Source organism: Undibacterium pigrum (assembly GCF_003201815.1).
Classification (GTDB): Bacteria; Pseudomonadota; Gammaproteobacteria; order Burkholderiales; family Burkholderiaceae_D; genus Undibacterium; species Undibacterium pigrum.
Genome location: NZ_QJKB01000010.1, coordinates 44,991 through 59,426 on the forward strand (window position 1 = coordinate 44,991; position 14,436 = coordinate 59,426).

Consider the following 14,436-nt stretch of genomic DNA (forward strand, 5'->3'; position numbering starts at 1 on the left):
TCCTACCCATTCAATAAAAAGCATTCTTAGTGAAATAAGGGAAAAATTAATCTGACGCAACAGCACAAACGACAAAGCAAATCACAAGACAGTTAAATTATTTTACGCCACAAAATAAGCGTGTTTGTCGTGAATCCGATACAAACCCGGGATCAATAGTTAAAGTATGTTAAGGGGGTTTTATTGCATCCAGGCACCCTGGAAAGTTGGAAACAAGTCAAATTTCTGGCAGCCAGATCAAGCATAAAACTTTCATATCGATGTGCCAGATACATGCTTGCCACAAAAAAAACCCTTGGGAACCAAGGGCATTTTTTGTCAAATCATGACGCTGACAGAGTTCATTTATAAGCGCCCGCGCCGACAAAGTAATCATCAACTTTCTCAAAATAACTGGATTTGGTTTCCAGCGCCTTGGTCACCGGATTTGGCCATTGATAATCAATCCAGCCATCATTCTTGGTCTTCAGCGCCGTGATCATGTCCTTGATGATGGGCTTGCCTTCCACCTTCAAGTCCAACAAATTCTTGCCTATCATCTTTGGATTGGCACCATGCGACAAGCTCTGACCATTCATGTCATACACAAACAGGTAAAGGTCGCGGTCATGAAAATCCTTGTTGGCGGTATCATTGAAGTCGGCAAACGCTTTTTCTTTACCGTTTTTCTTGATATGGGCAATGCCTTTTTTGACCATGGCCTGAGCCTGGGCAGTCGTGCCGCGCTCTTCCCTTGCCATCGCTGAAGACGACATAAAGAAACCCATTACTGCCAACAAAAACAGTTTGCTCATTAATTTCATGACTTTCTCCTTGGTGTGGCCGGCCATTTCAGCCGACGCTTAGTGAATATTGCTTTGCAGAACCAATCATTCATGACTTGCGCTTTACAGTCCAGTAATAGTCACTGTGCAGTGCAATAAATTTGCCTTTCTTTGCAATTAGTTCAACTACAGCATAGTGCTTTAACTTATTTGTAGTTAAGCAAATTAACAACACCCTCTACATCATCCAGTCTTCGCACCAGTTTTTCCAGTTCTTTTGCCTGGCCAGATGTTTGTACGCAGCCTTTCAAAGTGACAAAGCGCCGCTGCCCTTCTATCCAGATGCTGGTTTCTGCAAAGCGTCCATCTGCCTCTATCGCGCGTTTTGCTCTGGGAATAATTTCCTGGTCATACAAATAGGAATTGGGCAGGCGACATTGCCCTGAGTGGTAACAACTGGTGCCGCGCTCTATTCTGGAATGCGCTTCTGCCCTGGCTTGTGCCTCGGTGAGCACAGGTCCGGCAGGAACCGGACAGTCCTTGATGGCCGAGGTGACATTGAGGAAAGGATCATTGAAATAATTGCTTCTTGCCTCTTCGGCTTGCGCTGTCACCATGAACAAGGTAATCAGGGACGCGATAGCGAGCAGACTTTGATTTGCGGTGAGAGACATGCACACTCCGACTGGTGGCTACAACATGAAAGTTGCTACATCACAGTTTGCATATTAAACAATTTTCAGGATTGGTGCATGCCATAAAAAAGCCAGTGCGGGGTGGCACTGGCTTTTGATTTACTTGTGTTCGCCTGTCTGTTTTTTTTAAATTTTCGCTCCAAAACGCTCGAACCGTGGCGAATAATACTGGTCCCCATTCAGTGAGTACATCAAGCGCTTTACCTGACCGGTAATCAATTCACGCTTGACCAGGCCTATATAGCGGGAATCCTGGCTATTGTCACGGTTGTCCCCCAGCATCATATATTCGCCCTCAGGGACTTTGACGGGAGCAAAAGAGCGCAAAGCTTCGCGTTCTGGCATGACGATCATGTCATGTTGCAAACTGCCCAACTTTTCTCTAAAAACCAATTGCTGGCCTTTGTATTCACGTTTTGGTGTCAGATGATCGTCACTACGTGGCTCCAGAGGTTCATAGCTGGCGGCAACACCATTAATGAACAGTTTCTCTTCGCGCATTTCCACTACATCACCGGGCACAGCGACCAGGCGCTTTATCAGACGCACACCATCTGCTGGCGAAGAGAAGGTAACCACATCGCCACGTTGCGGATCAGACACATGCTTGAGAACGACATCCGTGAACGGCAATTTGACGTCATAGGCCAGACGGTCGCAGATGACGCGATCCCCTTCCAGCAGTGTCGGGTACATGGAGCTGGTAGGCACGATATAGTAATCAGCCAGCGCGCTGCGCACAAAGACCATGCCCAGCATGAGTACGATGAAACCTTTATTGTCGGCAATCAGTTTCTTGAGTTTCACAACTATCTCCCAGAGCAAAAAATATCGTTCATTGAACCAAGCTTACCCTCAATAGACAAAAAAATACCCCGAAAGTTCGGGGTATTTTTAAGCATGCTGCAAAAACTATCTGAACAACATATTAGGCAGATTATTTTGCATGCATCAGTGCAACAGTAGTGTCCAGCATACGGTTGGAGAAACCCCACTCATTATCATACCAGCTGGATACTTTAACCAGACGGCCAGATACTTTTGTCAGTGTTTCATCATAAGTACTGGAAGCTGGATTGTGGTTGAAATCCACAGAAACCAGCGGTGCTGTGTTGTAATCCAGGATACCTTTCAGGGCACCTTCGGATGCCTCTTTCAATACCTTGTTGATTTCTTCAACAGAAGTATCGCGAGCAGCAACGAAAGTCAGGTCAACAACGGATACATTGATGGTTGGAACGCGCATTGCGTAACCGTCCAGTTTGCCATTCAGTTCTGGCAATACCAGGCCAACGGCAGCAGCTGCGCCAGTTTTGGTCGGGATCATGCTCATGGTGGCAGAACGTGCACGACGCAAGTCTTCATGCATGACATCAGTCAACACCTGGTCATTGGTGTAGGCATGGATAGTTGTCATCAAGCCGTTGACGATACCGATGGCATCATTCAAAGGCTTGGCCAGAGGTGCCAGGCAGTTGGTTGTGCAGGATGCATTGGAAATCACTGTGTCAGTGGATTTCAATACATTGTGATTAACGCCGTAGACGATGGTTGCATCAACATCTTTGCCGCCTGGGGCAGAGATAATGACTTTTTTCGCGCCGCCAGCCAGATGGGCAGAGGCTTTTTCTTTTGTCGTGAAGAAGCCTGTGCATTCCAGCACGACATCGACATTCAATTCACCCCAAGGGATATTGGCTGGATTGCGTTCTGCAAATACCTTGATCTTGTCGCCATTGACGATCATGGTGTCGCCTTCGACCGTGACTGTGCCTGGGAACTTGCCGTGGGCCGTGTCATAACGGGTCAGGTGGGCATTGGATTCTGCATTGCCGAGGTCATTGATCGCAACGATCTGGATCTCGTTCTTGAACTTGCCACCTTCGTAATGAGCGCGAAGGATGTTGCGGCCGATACGGCCATAGCCGTTGATTGCGACGCGAATCGTCATGGTTTTATCTCCAAAGGACTAAACAACAATAAATACAATAGGTAAAACTTTAAGACCTCTCAACACAGAGGCACAGAGACACAGAGAACTGCAAGAGAACGGCAAAAGCTATTTTGCTTATGCGTGTCATCATTTATCAGTTTTTCTCTTGTTTTTCCTCTTTGTCTCCGTGTCTCTGTGGTGAGCTTTTCGGTCTTCAAAAATACGTTCAATGCAAAGAAGCGGAAGTACGCATGGCGTTGACAGATGCCATCAGCACCGACAAATCGCGCCAGCCGTAACCCACTTCCATCAAATCCATGCCATCCCAGCTAAATGCCTGCTCTATCAGCAGCGCGCCGCCCAGCTCTTCATAAAAATTGCGGGCGATGGAATTGCCGGAGATGACCCACACCAGCAAACTATCTGCACCCTGCGCCTGCAGGGTACGGGCAACTTTCTGTACCATGCGACGGCCTATACCAGAACGCTGCCAGGCTGGTCGCAGATATACTGCAGTCAGCTCAGCCTGCATGCCCAGCTTGGGTTCAGGCAGCATCATACCGGAAGCGAAGCCTATGATATGGCCTTCGCTCTCAGCCACATACACGCAGATGCGGTCTTCTGCCTGCGCCATGGCTTGCAGAATTTGCCGCCATTGCAGCATGCTGTCTTCTACGCGCATTTCGTCCAGATAATTATCCGGGATCATGCCACGGTAAGTAGCCTGCCAGCTTTCCACACGCACAGCAGCAATCGCCTCTGCGTCGTCTACAGTAGCACGACGCAGGCTGACCTCTTTGATGCTGCTCACAGTAATGTCTGTCAATTCCGTCTTCCAGCTTGTTTTAAGTCAATACTAAACTAAAGTCGCTTTTACTTTGGCAACGACGTTGTCGACAGTGAAGCCAAAATGTTTGAACAGGACACCAGCCGGTGCAGATTCACCGAAAGTATCGATACCAACCACGGCACCTTCCAAACCTACATATTTATACCAGAAGTCAGTGACACCGGCTTCGATGGCGATACGCGGCAAGCCCTTGCCCAGTACTGCAGCCTTGTAAGCCGCATCCTGGCGGTCAAATACGTCCGTCGAAGGCATGGACACCACGCGCACCGCAATACCTTGTTGTGCCAGTTCAGCCGCAGATTTAACAGCCAGTTCAATTTCAGAACCAGTGGCGATCAATACCGCTTTTGCGTCAGCCACGTCTTGCAAGACATAGCCGCCACGCTGGATATCAGCGATTTGCTGGGAAGTGCGCTCTTGGTACGGCAGGTTCTGACGAGAGAAAATCAGGGTCGATGGACCGTCATTGCGTTTGACTGCATGCGCCCAGGCAGCGGCAGATTCCACTGTGTCGCATGGACGCCAGTTATCCAGGTTAGGGATCAGGCGCATGCTGGAAACGTGCTCAACGGATTGATGCGTAGGACCATCTTCACCCAGGCCGATAGAGTCATGGGTGAACACAAACAGAGTACGGATTTTCATCAGCGCAGCCATGCGTATGGCATTGCGGCTGTAATCAGAGAAAGTCAGGAAGGTTGCGCCAAACGGGATATAACCGCCATGCAGGGCGATACCATTCATCATCGCGCTCATGCCGAATTCACGCACACCATAATTGATATGGTTACCAGCCTGGTTGCCACGTACAGCGACGCACTCTTTCCAGTTGGTCAGGTTGGAACCTGTCAGATCGGCAGAACCACCGAGGAACTCTGGCAGCGATGGGGCAAATGCCTGGATCGCATTCTGGCTGGCTTTACGGGTAGCGATGTTTTCTTTTTTCTCTACGCAGGATGCAATCGCATTCGCCACCACTTCGTCGAAGTTGGCTGGCAAGTCACCATTCATGCGACGTGTCAGTTCAGCCGCTTTTTGCGGGAACTGGGTTGTGTAGGCTGCAAATTGCGTATTCCATTCAGCTTCGGCTTTGGCGCCATCTGCTTTGGCATCCCAGGCTTCATAAACGTCAGCCGGTACTTCAAACGGTGGGTATTCCCAGCCTATGTGCGCACGTACTGCGGCAATTTCCTTGTCGCCCAGGGCGGCACCATGCACATTGTGCGTGCCTTCCATATTTGGCGAACCCTTGCCGATCACGGTTTTGCAGCAGATCAGGGTAGGTTTGTCAGATGTTTTGGCAGCAGCAATCGCATTGGCCACGGCTTCAGCATTGTGACCATCAATGGCAGGGATCACATTCCAGCCATAGGCTTCAAAGCGTTTTGGTGTGTTGTCGGTGAACCAGCCCTCGACATGACCGTCGATGGAGATGCCATTATCATCCCAGAAAGCGATCAGTTTATTCAGTTGCAGCGTGCCAGCCAGTGAGCAGGCTTCATGCGAAATGCCTTCCATCAGGCAGCCATCGCCCATGAATACATAGGTGTAATGATCAACGACTTTCAGGTCACCCTGATTGAATTCAGCTGCCAGCAGTTTTTCAGCCAGTGCCATACCGACGGCATTGGTAATACCCTGACCCAGTGGGCCGGTAGTTGTTTCCACGCCTGGTGTGATATGTACTTCAGGGTGACCGGCAGTCTTGGAATGCAGTTGACGGAAATTCTTGATTTCTTCGATAGGCAGGTCATAGCCTGTCAGGTGCAACAGCGAGTAATGCAACATAGAGCCATGACCATTCGACAACACAAAGCGGTCGCGGTTGATCCATTTAGGATTGGCCGGATTGTGACGATAAAAGCCTTTCCACAAAGCAACAGCGATATCGGCCATGCCCATAGGTGCTCCTGGGTGGCCAGAATTGGCTTTTTGTACGGCATCCATGGACAAGGCACGAATTGCATTGGCCATTTTGGTGAGTGTTGCTGGCTGAAGAGATGAAATCATGGTGTCAGAAGGTAGTCTTGAGAAAACTGGTCAGTGTTGCGAGCTGGGGACATGAAACTCTCCCCGCGAAAACCCGATATTTTACCAGAGCATGAGGTCCATACTACAATTGCGACGCTTCAGAAGCGCAAACTTGCTCTTTTAAACTGTAAAATCACTGGGTTTACCTATAAAGCTTACGCATGTCATCAAAAAAACGTCACTTCTCCCTCGACGAACTTGCCCGGCAATTTCCTCATGAGGTGTTCATACGTGGTATCAGTTATGCAACAGAAAGCAAGGTCAGGGGCTGGAGTTTTGACAATGACTTTGTCGAGAGCGAAGTCCAGGGCAGTGGCCGCAATATTTATGCGCAAGAGATAGAGCTGGTATTTGAAAACGGCAAACTGGAAGCCGTGAACGGCTCTTGCAGTTGCCCGGTTGAATATAATTGCAAACATGTGGCGGCAGTTTTACTGAATATCCTCGACCATCACAACAAAGCCCATGCTCAGCCCGGCCATGCTGATGGCAATGATGCAGCACTGGGTTTCAATGAACAGAAATGGTTGCGTGAGCTGGAATTTGCCACGCATGAATCCCCTGCCCCAGCCCCGCTAGCCGACACAGAATTTGCCAAAGACGAGCTGGAAGATGGCATGCTGATTTTCAGCCTTTCCACCATAGCAGGCAGCAAGGAAGTGCGCCTGATACCCGGCAAGGCCAAGCAGAATGCCAAGGGCGACCTGAAATACACCAAGCTGTCACTGGCTGTGCGCGACATGATGAAGTCAGCCAGCTTTTTACAGGAGGCAGATTACGAATTGCTGGCACTATTCAATATGTGCACCATGAATTCGTTTTATTACTCGCATTATTCTCCCAAGGGCCGGATGGGTGCGGTATTGCTTGAGCGTGTCGCCAAGGCTGGCAAACTGTATTGGCTCAATACCGAGAATAAGCAAAATCATTTATCCAGGCTGGCTTACCAGCCTTTGCAACAGGCACACCTGGCCTGGCACGAAGAAAATGACTACCTGCGCCTGCGCTGGCAACTCGATAGCAACGAAGAGGATGCACCTGCCCCGCCATATATCCTGCCAACCGAGCCACCCTGGCTGATAGGACAAGATAGCTGTGGCGAGCTGCATGTGGCAGCGACCAACAAGTTCCCGCTACCTGCCCTGATCAACCTGGTGCAGGAAGCGCCACTCCTGGCTGTTGGCCGCGCAGAAACCCGGCAGGCGATAGCCAACCGTCTACTGGACATGGGCTTGCAAAACCTGATTCCCTTACCGGCAGAACTGGAAGCACAATTGCGTGCAGACATCCGTATGCGCCCGGTGCTGGAACTGAATAGTCTGACGTCATCCGGCACGTGCACTGATTACGCCATCCTGAGGTTCGCCTATGAAGACGCAGTAGCTGAATCAGAGCAGCCAGGCGATCATTTGCTGCGCCGTGGCCAGCATGGCCTGGAAAAAATACTCAGGGATTTGCCAGCAGAACTAAGTTCCAGGCAAACCCTGCAGGATCTGGGCTTTCAGGCGCAAGCTGTGGCAGGCCATGAAAAAGAACTGTTGCTCTGCCTGCCAGACCAGAATGCCTGGCTGAATTTTGCAACAAGAGACTTGCCTGAAATGATCAGCCAGGGCTGGGATATACGTCAGCAAAACGATTACCGCTACAATCTGCAAGAAGTGGAAGACTGGTATGCCGAGGTTGATGAAGATAACCAGCAATCTGTCTGGTTTGAGCTGGAACTGGGTATCGTTGTCAACCAGGCCAAGATTTCATTGCTGCCCTTATTGGTCAGTCTGATACGCCAGGCACCGCAAGACTTTAGCTTGCAACAAGTGAACCAGCGCGCCGATGATGAGCAAGTCTTGCTGGCCCTGCCTGACAATACCCGCGTCGCCCTGCCCTATGCACGCATAAAGCCTATCCTGCTGATCCTGGGTGAGTTGTATTTCAATGAACAGCAAGGAGACAAGCTGCGCATGCCCATGCTGGATGCGGCACGCCTGGCGGAATTGTCTGCCACTACCCACTTGCGCTGGATAGGTGGCGAACGCCAGCAAAACTTTGGCAAGCGTCTGGCAGAATTTGGGGGTATCAACAGCATCACGCCACCCGCAGGTTTGCAGGCCAGCCTGCGCGATTATCAAAAAGAAGGCGTCGCATGGATGCAGTTTTTGCGTGAATACCAGCTTGCCGGCATACTCGCTGATGACATGGGCCTGGGCAAAACCATACAAACCCTGACCCATATTCTGATGGAAAAAGAAGCTGGCCGCCTGACCCAGCCGGCACTGGTGGTTGCCCCCACCAGCCTGATGGATAACTGGGCCAGCGAGGCACAACGCTTCACGCCTGATCTGCGCGTGCTGGTCTTGCAAGGCAAAGACCGTAGTAAATTATTTGAACAAATCCCGCAGGTAGACCTGGTACTTACTACTTACGCCCTGTTGCCACGCGATGAAGAAGCGCTGCGCCAGCACCGCTATCATTTGCTGATACTCGATGAAGCCCAATACATCAAGAATGCCCAGGCCAAGGCCAGCCAGACTGCCAGCCTGCTGCAGGCCAATCACCGCCTGTGTCTGACCGGTACACCGCTGCAAAATCACCTGGGCGAACTGTGGTCGCAATTCAATTTCCTGATGCCTGGCCTGCTGGGTGACATCAAGTCATTTACCAAGGACTTCCAGCACCCCATAGAAAAACTCGGTGACAGCCAGCGCCATGCCTTGCTGACGCGCCGCATCAAACCCTTCTTGTTGCGCCGTACCAAGGACAAGGTGGCGACAGAACTACCCGCCAAGACCGAAGTCTTGCGCCACATAGAACTTAGCGGCGCGCAACGCGATCTGTATGAAACCGTGCGCCTGGCCATGGATGAAAAAGTCCGCGAAGAAATCGCCAAGAAAGGTGTGGCACGCAGCCAGATCGTCATCCTTGATGCGCTGTTGAAACTGCGTCAGGTATGCTGCGATCCGCGCCTGGTCAAGATTACTGGTGCAAAAGCCACTAACGCTACCAGCGCAACTAAGTCTGCAAAAGCTGGTAAGGATAAGATGCCACCGTCAGCCAAGCTGGAAGAATTACTGAGCATGATTGATGACTTGCTGGCGGAAGGCCGCAAGATCCTGGTGTTTTCACAATTCACCAGCATGCTGGCCCTGATCGCCGAAGCGCTGACTGAAAAACAATTGCGCTTCGCCATACTGACAGGCGATACAGAACACCGTGGTGAAGTGGTACGCCGCTTCCAGGAAGGTGATATCCCCCTATTCCTGATCAGTTTGAAAGCTGGCGGCGTGGGCCTGAATCTGACTGCAGCCGACACCGTCATCCACTATGACCCGTGGTGGAACCCGGCAGCAGAAAACCAGGCTACCGACCGCGCCTGGCGCATAGGCCAAGATAAACCAGTATTTGTCTATCGCCTGATTGCCAAGGGCACGCTGGAAGAAAAGATACAGGAAATGCAGATCAAGAAATCAGACCTGGCACGTGCCATACTTGACCAGGGTGAAATCGCCAGTGTGCAACTGACTGCAGAAGATTTGCAGGGCATTTTTGAACCATTGAATTAAAGAAAGACTTATGGAAGGCTTACACCTGACCGCCGACTGTTTCAATTGTGAAGCAGCGCCAGAATATTTCGTCAGCCCACAAAGCCTGCGTCTTTGCCTCAGCGACATCACCGTTGCTGCTGGCCTGACCATCGTTGGGGAAAAATTTCACCCCTTCACGCATGAAGATGGCAGCCCGGCTGGCGTCACCGGAGCCTTGCTGCTGGCAGAGTCGCACGTCGCCATCCATACCTGGCCAGAACGCAATGCAGTGACGCTGGACGTGTATGTCTGCAACTTCAATCATGATAATGGCAGCAAGGCCAGGCAAATTGTTGATGCATTGATTGCTGTTTTCCAGCCACGCACAGTCTCGCGCCAGGAATTGCAACGCGGTGAGCATAGCCACGCCATGACATTTGAAGCGCTGACAGAAGACAGCTTTGCCGCCACCCGTATCAATCAGGTATTGGCGCGCCAGCGCAGCACTATGCAGGATATCGAGATTGCCGATACCACAGATTTTGGCAAGGTCATGCGCATAGACGGTGCCATGATGACTTCAGAAAAAGATGAATTCTTTTATCATGAATGCCTGGTGCACCCTGCGGCGATGACCCATCCGGAGCCACGCACTGCCCTCATCATCGGTGGTGGCGATGGTGGTTCCTGCGAAGAATTATTGAAACATCCAAGCATCAGCAGTATCACGCTCTGCGAAATTGATGCAGAAGTCGTCAAGATGGCACGCCAGTATTTGGGCAGTGTCCATCGCGGCGCACTGGATGATCCAAAAATACAACACCGTTATGAAGATGGCTTTGCCTACATCCATAATAGTGCAGAACAATTTGACCTGATACTGCTGGACCTGACCGACCCGGTCAGTCCGAATGGCAGCACGCTGGCCGCCACCTGCATGACAGAAGAATTTTTCCAGGCCTGTGCACAAAGGCTGACTGAGCAAGGCATGCTGGTATTGCATCTGGGCAGCCCCTATTATCATCCGCAACGCTTTGCAGATACCTTGCAGAAACTTCGCCCGACATTTCCACAGTTGCACCCATATACCGTTTTCATCCCATTGTACGGCGCGCTCTGGGGCATGGCGATTGCCAGCAAGCGCAGCAATCCGTTAACAATATCGGCGTCAACGGTAAATCTTCAGATCAAACACCGTGGATTGCCATTGCTAAAGTATTACAATGGCGAGATACATCAGGCATTATTTGCTTTACCCAATTATGTAAAAGAGCTGATGTCTTAACCCACATGGGGATACAGGAGAAACCGTGAGTGCCGCAAAAATAAAACGACATGGCAAACGCAGAGTCAGCAGGACTCTGCCATTAATGCTGGTAACAAGTGCCGCTCTGACTGCGTGTAGCGGCAACACTGACACTGGTGGCAGCCAGGAACTGACAACTATCCGCGATCAATACAAGAGCCTTGAAGATTGCCGCAAAGACTGGGGTGACGGTGCGGCATGTGAAACTGTTGCCAGCAGCAGTGACCTGCAAACCACCAGCACACCAGCCTCTACGACTGGCAGCAGCTATACGGGTAGTGGCAGTCACTATACCGGGTATTCCCATAGCTTTTTCGGGCCATATTATTCACCTGGCTACCGTGATACCCTGCAAAGAAGTTTTGGCGCGCACAATTCGGGCAGTGACCATGCCATTAGTCGCAGCACGACGACTACTCGCAGCAGCGTCAGCCGCGGTGGTTTTGGTAGTAGTTCCCGCAGCAGCGGAGGCGGTTGATGATACGCACGTCCCTGACACCACGCACGAACTGGCAGCAGCAATTTGAATCCCTGGGCTTTAGCTACCACTCCATAGATGGCCTGTACTGGGATGAACGCTATGCCTATCGTTTTACGGCAGAACAGATAGATACGCTGGAACAAGCCAGCCTGGACCTGCACCAGATGTCCTTGCAAGCGGTAGAGCATGTCGTCAAACACGGCATGCAGGAAAAATTTGCCATACCACCAGCGTTCTGGTCACAAGTTGAAGATAGCTGGCGTGCCAAAGAATTTTCCCTTTACGGTCGTTTTGACCTGAGCTGGGACGGCAATGGCGCACCCAAGATGCTGGAATACAATGCCGACACGCCCACCGGGCTGGTCGAATCCAGTGTCGCCCAATGGTATTGGTTGCAAGATGTGCATCCGGATGCTGACCAGTTCAATTCCCTGCATGAAAAACTCATAGAGCAATGGAAGAAATTCCCTGGCCTGGGTTTATTGCATTTCGCCTGCGCGGGCGGCAATGAAGAAGATGAAGGCAATCTCTCTTACCTGCGCGACACAGCCATACAGGCGGGCTTTGCCACCAAGCAGTGCGCGATAGAATCCCTGGGCTGGGATGAAGATGAGGGCGTGTTTGTCGATGACGCAGACAGCAGGATAGATAATCTGTTCAAGCTCTATCCCTGGGAATGGCTGTGCCGCGAAGACTTTGCCAATCATTTGCTGAAGCGCCCCATGCGCATAATAGAACCAGCCTGGAAAATGATATTGTCTAACAAGGCTATATTACCGATATTGTGGGAACTGTTCCCGAATCATCCTAACCTCTTGCCTGCTTATTTTGATGCCTGGCGCATCAGTGGCAATCATGTGAAAAAGCCTTTGTATTCACGCGAGGGTGAGAATATTTCCATCTATGCCAATGGTGAAGTCATGCATACTGGTGGTGACTATGGTGCAGAAGGCTTTATCTACCAGGCTTATGCGCCGCAACCAAAGTTTGATGATGGTATTACACCCGCATATACATCTATAGGTGCCTGGATCGTTGGTGATGAACCAGCAGGCATAGGCATACGCGAAGATGAAACCCTGATCACAAAAAATACCAGCCGTTTCATTCCCCATTATTTTGTAGAATAGGATTACCCATGAGCGAACAACTACTGGCACACGGACTACTCGCCTTCTTCAGCCATATCGCAGCGGCCTTTGTCTTACTGGCCCTGTTTATCGTCATTTATATACGCATCACGCCTTATCGTGAAATTGCCTTGATACGTGAAGGCAATATCGCAGCAGCCGCGAGCCTGTCTGGTGCGCTACTCGGATATTGCACCGCCCTGGCATCTGCCATTGCCAATAGTGTCAGTGTGATTGATATGAGCTTCTGGGGACTGGTCGCCCTGGTTATACAATTGCTGGCATTTGGTATTGCACGTTTGCTGATACCGGGCATCGTGTCTGACATACCGGCAAATAAAATCGCTTCCGGCATTTTCCTTGGCGCATTAAGTCTTGGCCTGGGCATGATCAATGCCGCTTGCATGACCTACTGATTTTTTACCCGATTCAACCCAGAGAATTGCATGCCACGTTTTTACTGCCCACTTCCCTTAAGCATAGGGTCCACTATCGACTTGCCGGACGAAGTTGCGCACCACGTATTTGTGTTGCGCCAGAATGTGGGTGACCACATCAATATCTTCAATGGCGAAGGGGGCAGTTATGTCGCCACACTTACTCAGGTAGCGAAAAAAAATGTCCAGGCTGAAGTGAAAGTATTTTTGCCGGAAGAATGTGAATTGCCTTATTCACTCAATCTCGTGCAAGCCCTGCCTGAAGCCTCGAAGATGGACTGGATCATAGAAAAGGCCATGGAACTGGGCGTCAGTGCCATACAGCCTCTGGCTGCACAGCGTTGCGTGGTCCGCTTATCTGCAGAGCGGGCTGAGAAAAAACAGGCGCACTGGCAAGGCATTATCGTTGCAGCTGCCGAACAGTGTGGCCGCAACCGGCTTGCCCATCTGGCACCTGTCATGAACTTCAACCAGTGGCTGGGCCAGCAAGACTTGCATCAAAGAATATTGCTGACACCACGGGCAGACCAGTCTCTGGCCGACTGGTCACGCCACCATCCTGCACAGGCAGTCAGCCTCATGGTAGGGCCTGAAGGTGGCTATTCTGACGAAGAAGAATCCCTCGCCATCAAGCATGGCGTACTGCCCTTGTCCATAGGGCCGCGCATCTTGCGTACAGAAACAGCAGGCCTGGCAGCAATTACCATCTTGAACGCAGCCTGGGGTGGCATGTAAGCCCTTTGAATGACACGCAAAGAAATTTACTGTCGCCGTAAAACATTGTCAAATTTCATACAGAGTTCACAATTCTCGCCGATACTCAGCCATACACTTGCAGCACCTTACCAATTCTGAAGGAAATATCATGAGTTTATTCGATAGCGCATTAAGCATGCTTGGCAGCGTGAGCCAGAACAGCGGTGGCAACGCCTCACTGATGCAAGCGGCAGTCAACATGCTGGGTGACAGACAACCAGGTGGCGTAGGCGGTTTGCAAGCACTGATCAGTGCTTTCCATCAGGCAGGTTTGGCAGACATCGTGCAATCCTGGGTAGGTACCGGACAAAACATGCCTATCTCTGCCGCACAAATCCAGCAAGCCCTGGGTGGCGGGCAATTGCAACAACTGGCAAGTGCAGCAGGCATATCTCACGAAGGTGCAGCCAGCCAACTGGCTGAATTCTTGCCTGGCATCATCGATCACCTGACACCACATGGACAGGTGCCAGAGGCTGGCAACATCGATCCGGCCGCGGTGCTTCAGCAGTTTTCATCCTTGTTTGGCAAGTAA

The 14,436-nt window shown here is 50.9% G+C and carries 13 protein-coding genes; 7 read left to right on the forward strand and 6 right to left on the reverse strand.

Annotated elements, in window-relative coordinates; genetic code table 11:
* Window positions 1-341: 341 nt before the first annotated feature.
* From DFR42_RS22730 to tkt, 6 genes are all read right to left on the reverse strand, one after another.
* Window positions 342-803, reverse strand: coding sequence for a cache domain-containing protein (locus DFR42_RS22730; protein ID WP_245937051.1), 462 nt, complete (start codon window positions 801-803; stop codon window positions 342-344).
* 167 nt (window positions 804-970) lie between these two features.
* Entirely contained in the window at window positions 971-1,438 is a 468-nt protein-coding gene (locus DFR42_RS22735) for a BON domain-containing protein (RefSeq protein ID WP_110257343.1), read from the reverse strand.
* A 147-nt stretch (window positions 1,439-1,585) separates the two neighbouring features.
* Complete coding sequence (gene lepB, locus DFR42_RS22740) at window positions 1,586-2,266, reverse strand: signal peptidase I (protein ID WP_342766862.1); 681 nt, start codon at window positions 2,264-2,266, stop codon at window positions 1,586-1,588.
* Between the two features lie 130 nt (window positions 2,267-2,396).
* Window positions 2,397-3,410, reverse strand: a complete 1,014-nt coding sequence (gap, locus tag DFR42_RS22745) for a type I glyceraldehyde-3-phosphate dehydrogenase (protein ID WP_110257344.1) — start codon at window positions 3,408-3,410, stop codon at window positions 2,397-2,399.
* Between the two features lie 208 nt (window positions 3,411-3,618).
* Window positions 3,619-4,218, reverse strand: coding sequence for a GNAT family N-acetyltransferase (locus DFR42_RS22750; RefSeq protein WP_245937052.1), 600 nt, complete (start codon window positions 4,216-4,218; stop codon window positions 3,619-3,621).
* A 30-nt stretch (window positions 4,219-4,248) separates the two neighbouring features.
* Window positions 4,249-6,252 (reverse strand): transketolase, encoded by a 2,004-nt coding sequence (tkt, locus tag DFR42_RS22755; RefSeq protein ID WP_110257345.1) that lies wholly within the window; start codon window positions 6,250-6,252, stop codon window positions 4,249-4,251.
* Window positions 6,253-6,434: 182 nt separating this feature from the next.
* Here tkt and DFR42_RS22760 point away from each other — a divergent pair, with 182 nt between their 5' ends.
* From DFR42_RS22760 to DFR42_RS22790, 7 genes are all read left to right on the forward strand, one after another.
* Window positions 6,435-9,830, forward strand: a complete 3,396-nt coding sequence (locus DFR42_RS22760; RefSeq protein ID WP_110257346.1) for a DEAD/DEAH box helicase — start codon at window positions 6,435-6,437, stop codon at window positions 9,828-9,830.
* A 10-nt stretch (window positions 9,831-9,840) separates the two neighbouring features.
* Complete coding sequence (speE, locus tag DFR42_RS22765; protein ID WP_110257347.1) at window positions 9,841-11,076, forward strand: polyamine aminopropyltransferase; 1,236 nt, start codon at window positions 9,841-9,843, stop codon at window positions 11,074-11,076.
* Window positions 11,077-11,101: 25 nt separating this feature from the next.
* Window positions 11,102-11,575, forward strand: coding sequence for a hypothetical protein (locus DFR42_RS22770; RefSeq protein WP_146218946.1), 474 nt, complete (start codon window positions 11,102-11,104; stop codon window positions 11,573-11,575).
* Entirely contained in the window at window positions 11,575-12,708 is a 1,134-nt protein-coding gene (locus DFR42_RS22775; RefSeq protein ID WP_110257349.1) for a glutathionylspermidine synthase family protein, read from the forward strand. Before DFR42_RS22770 ends, DFR42_RS22775 begins: the two co-directional genes overlap by 1 nt.
* A gap of 8 nt (window positions 12,709-12,716) precedes the next feature.
* Complete coding sequence (locus DFR42_RS22780; protein WP_110257350.1) at window positions 12,717-13,124, forward strand: DUF350 domain-containing protein; 408 nt, start codon at window positions 12,717-12,719, stop codon at window positions 13,122-13,124.
* 30 nt (window positions 13,125-13,154) lie between these two features.
* On the forward strand, window positions 13,155-13,880 hold the full coding sequence (locus tag DFR42_RS22785; protein WP_110257351.1) for a 16S rRNA (uracil(1498)-N(3))-methyltransferase: 726 nt from the start codon (window positions 13,155-13,157) through the stop codon (window positions 13,878-13,880).
* A 130-nt stretch (window positions 13,881-14,010) separates the two neighbouring features.
* Window positions 14,011-14,436, forward strand: a complete 426-nt coding sequence (locus DFR42_RS22790; RefSeq protein ID WP_211324397.1) for a YidB family protein — start codon at window positions 14,011-14,013, stop codon at window positions 14,434-14,436.

Coding starts and splice junctions, on each gene's coding strand:
- gap (WP_110257344.1), bottom strand. CDS start 3,410: ATGACGATTCGCGTCGCAATCAACGGCTATGGCCGTATCGGCCGCAAC.
- DFR42_RS22790 (WP_211324397.1), top strand. CDS start 14,011: ATGAGTTTATTCGATAGCGCATTAAGCATGCTTGGCAGCGTGAGCCAG.
- DFR42_RS22775 (WP_110257349.1), top strand. CDS start 11,575: ATGATACGCACGTCCCTGACACCACGCACGAACTGGCAGCAGCAATTT.
- DFR42_RS22785 (WP_110257351.1), top strand. CDS start 13,155: ATGCCACGTTTTTACTGCCCACTTCCCTTAAGCATAGGGTCCACTATC.
- DFR42_RS22760 (WP_110257346.1), top strand. CDS start 6,435: ATGTCATCAAAAAAACGTCACTTCTCCCTCGACGAACTTGCCCGGCAA.
- DFR42_RS22730 (WP_245937051.1), bottom strand. CDS start 803: ATGAAATTAATGAGCAAACTGTTTTTGTTGGCAGTAATGGGTTTCTTT.
- DFR42_RS22780 (WP_110257350.1), top strand. CDS start 12,717: ATGAGCGAACAACTACTGGCACACGGACTACTCGCCTTCTTCAGCCAT.
- DFR42_RS22735 (WP_110257343.1), bottom strand. CDS start 1,438: ATGTCTCTCACCGCAAATCAAAGTCTGCTCGCTATCGCGTCCCTGATT.
- speE (WP_110257347.1), top strand. CDS start 9,841: ATGGAAGGCTTACACCTGACCGCCGACTGTTTCAATTGTGAAGCAGCG.
- tkt (WP_110257345.1), bottom strand. CDS start 6,252: ATGATTTCATCTCTTCAGCCAGCAACACTCACCAAAATGGCCAATGCA.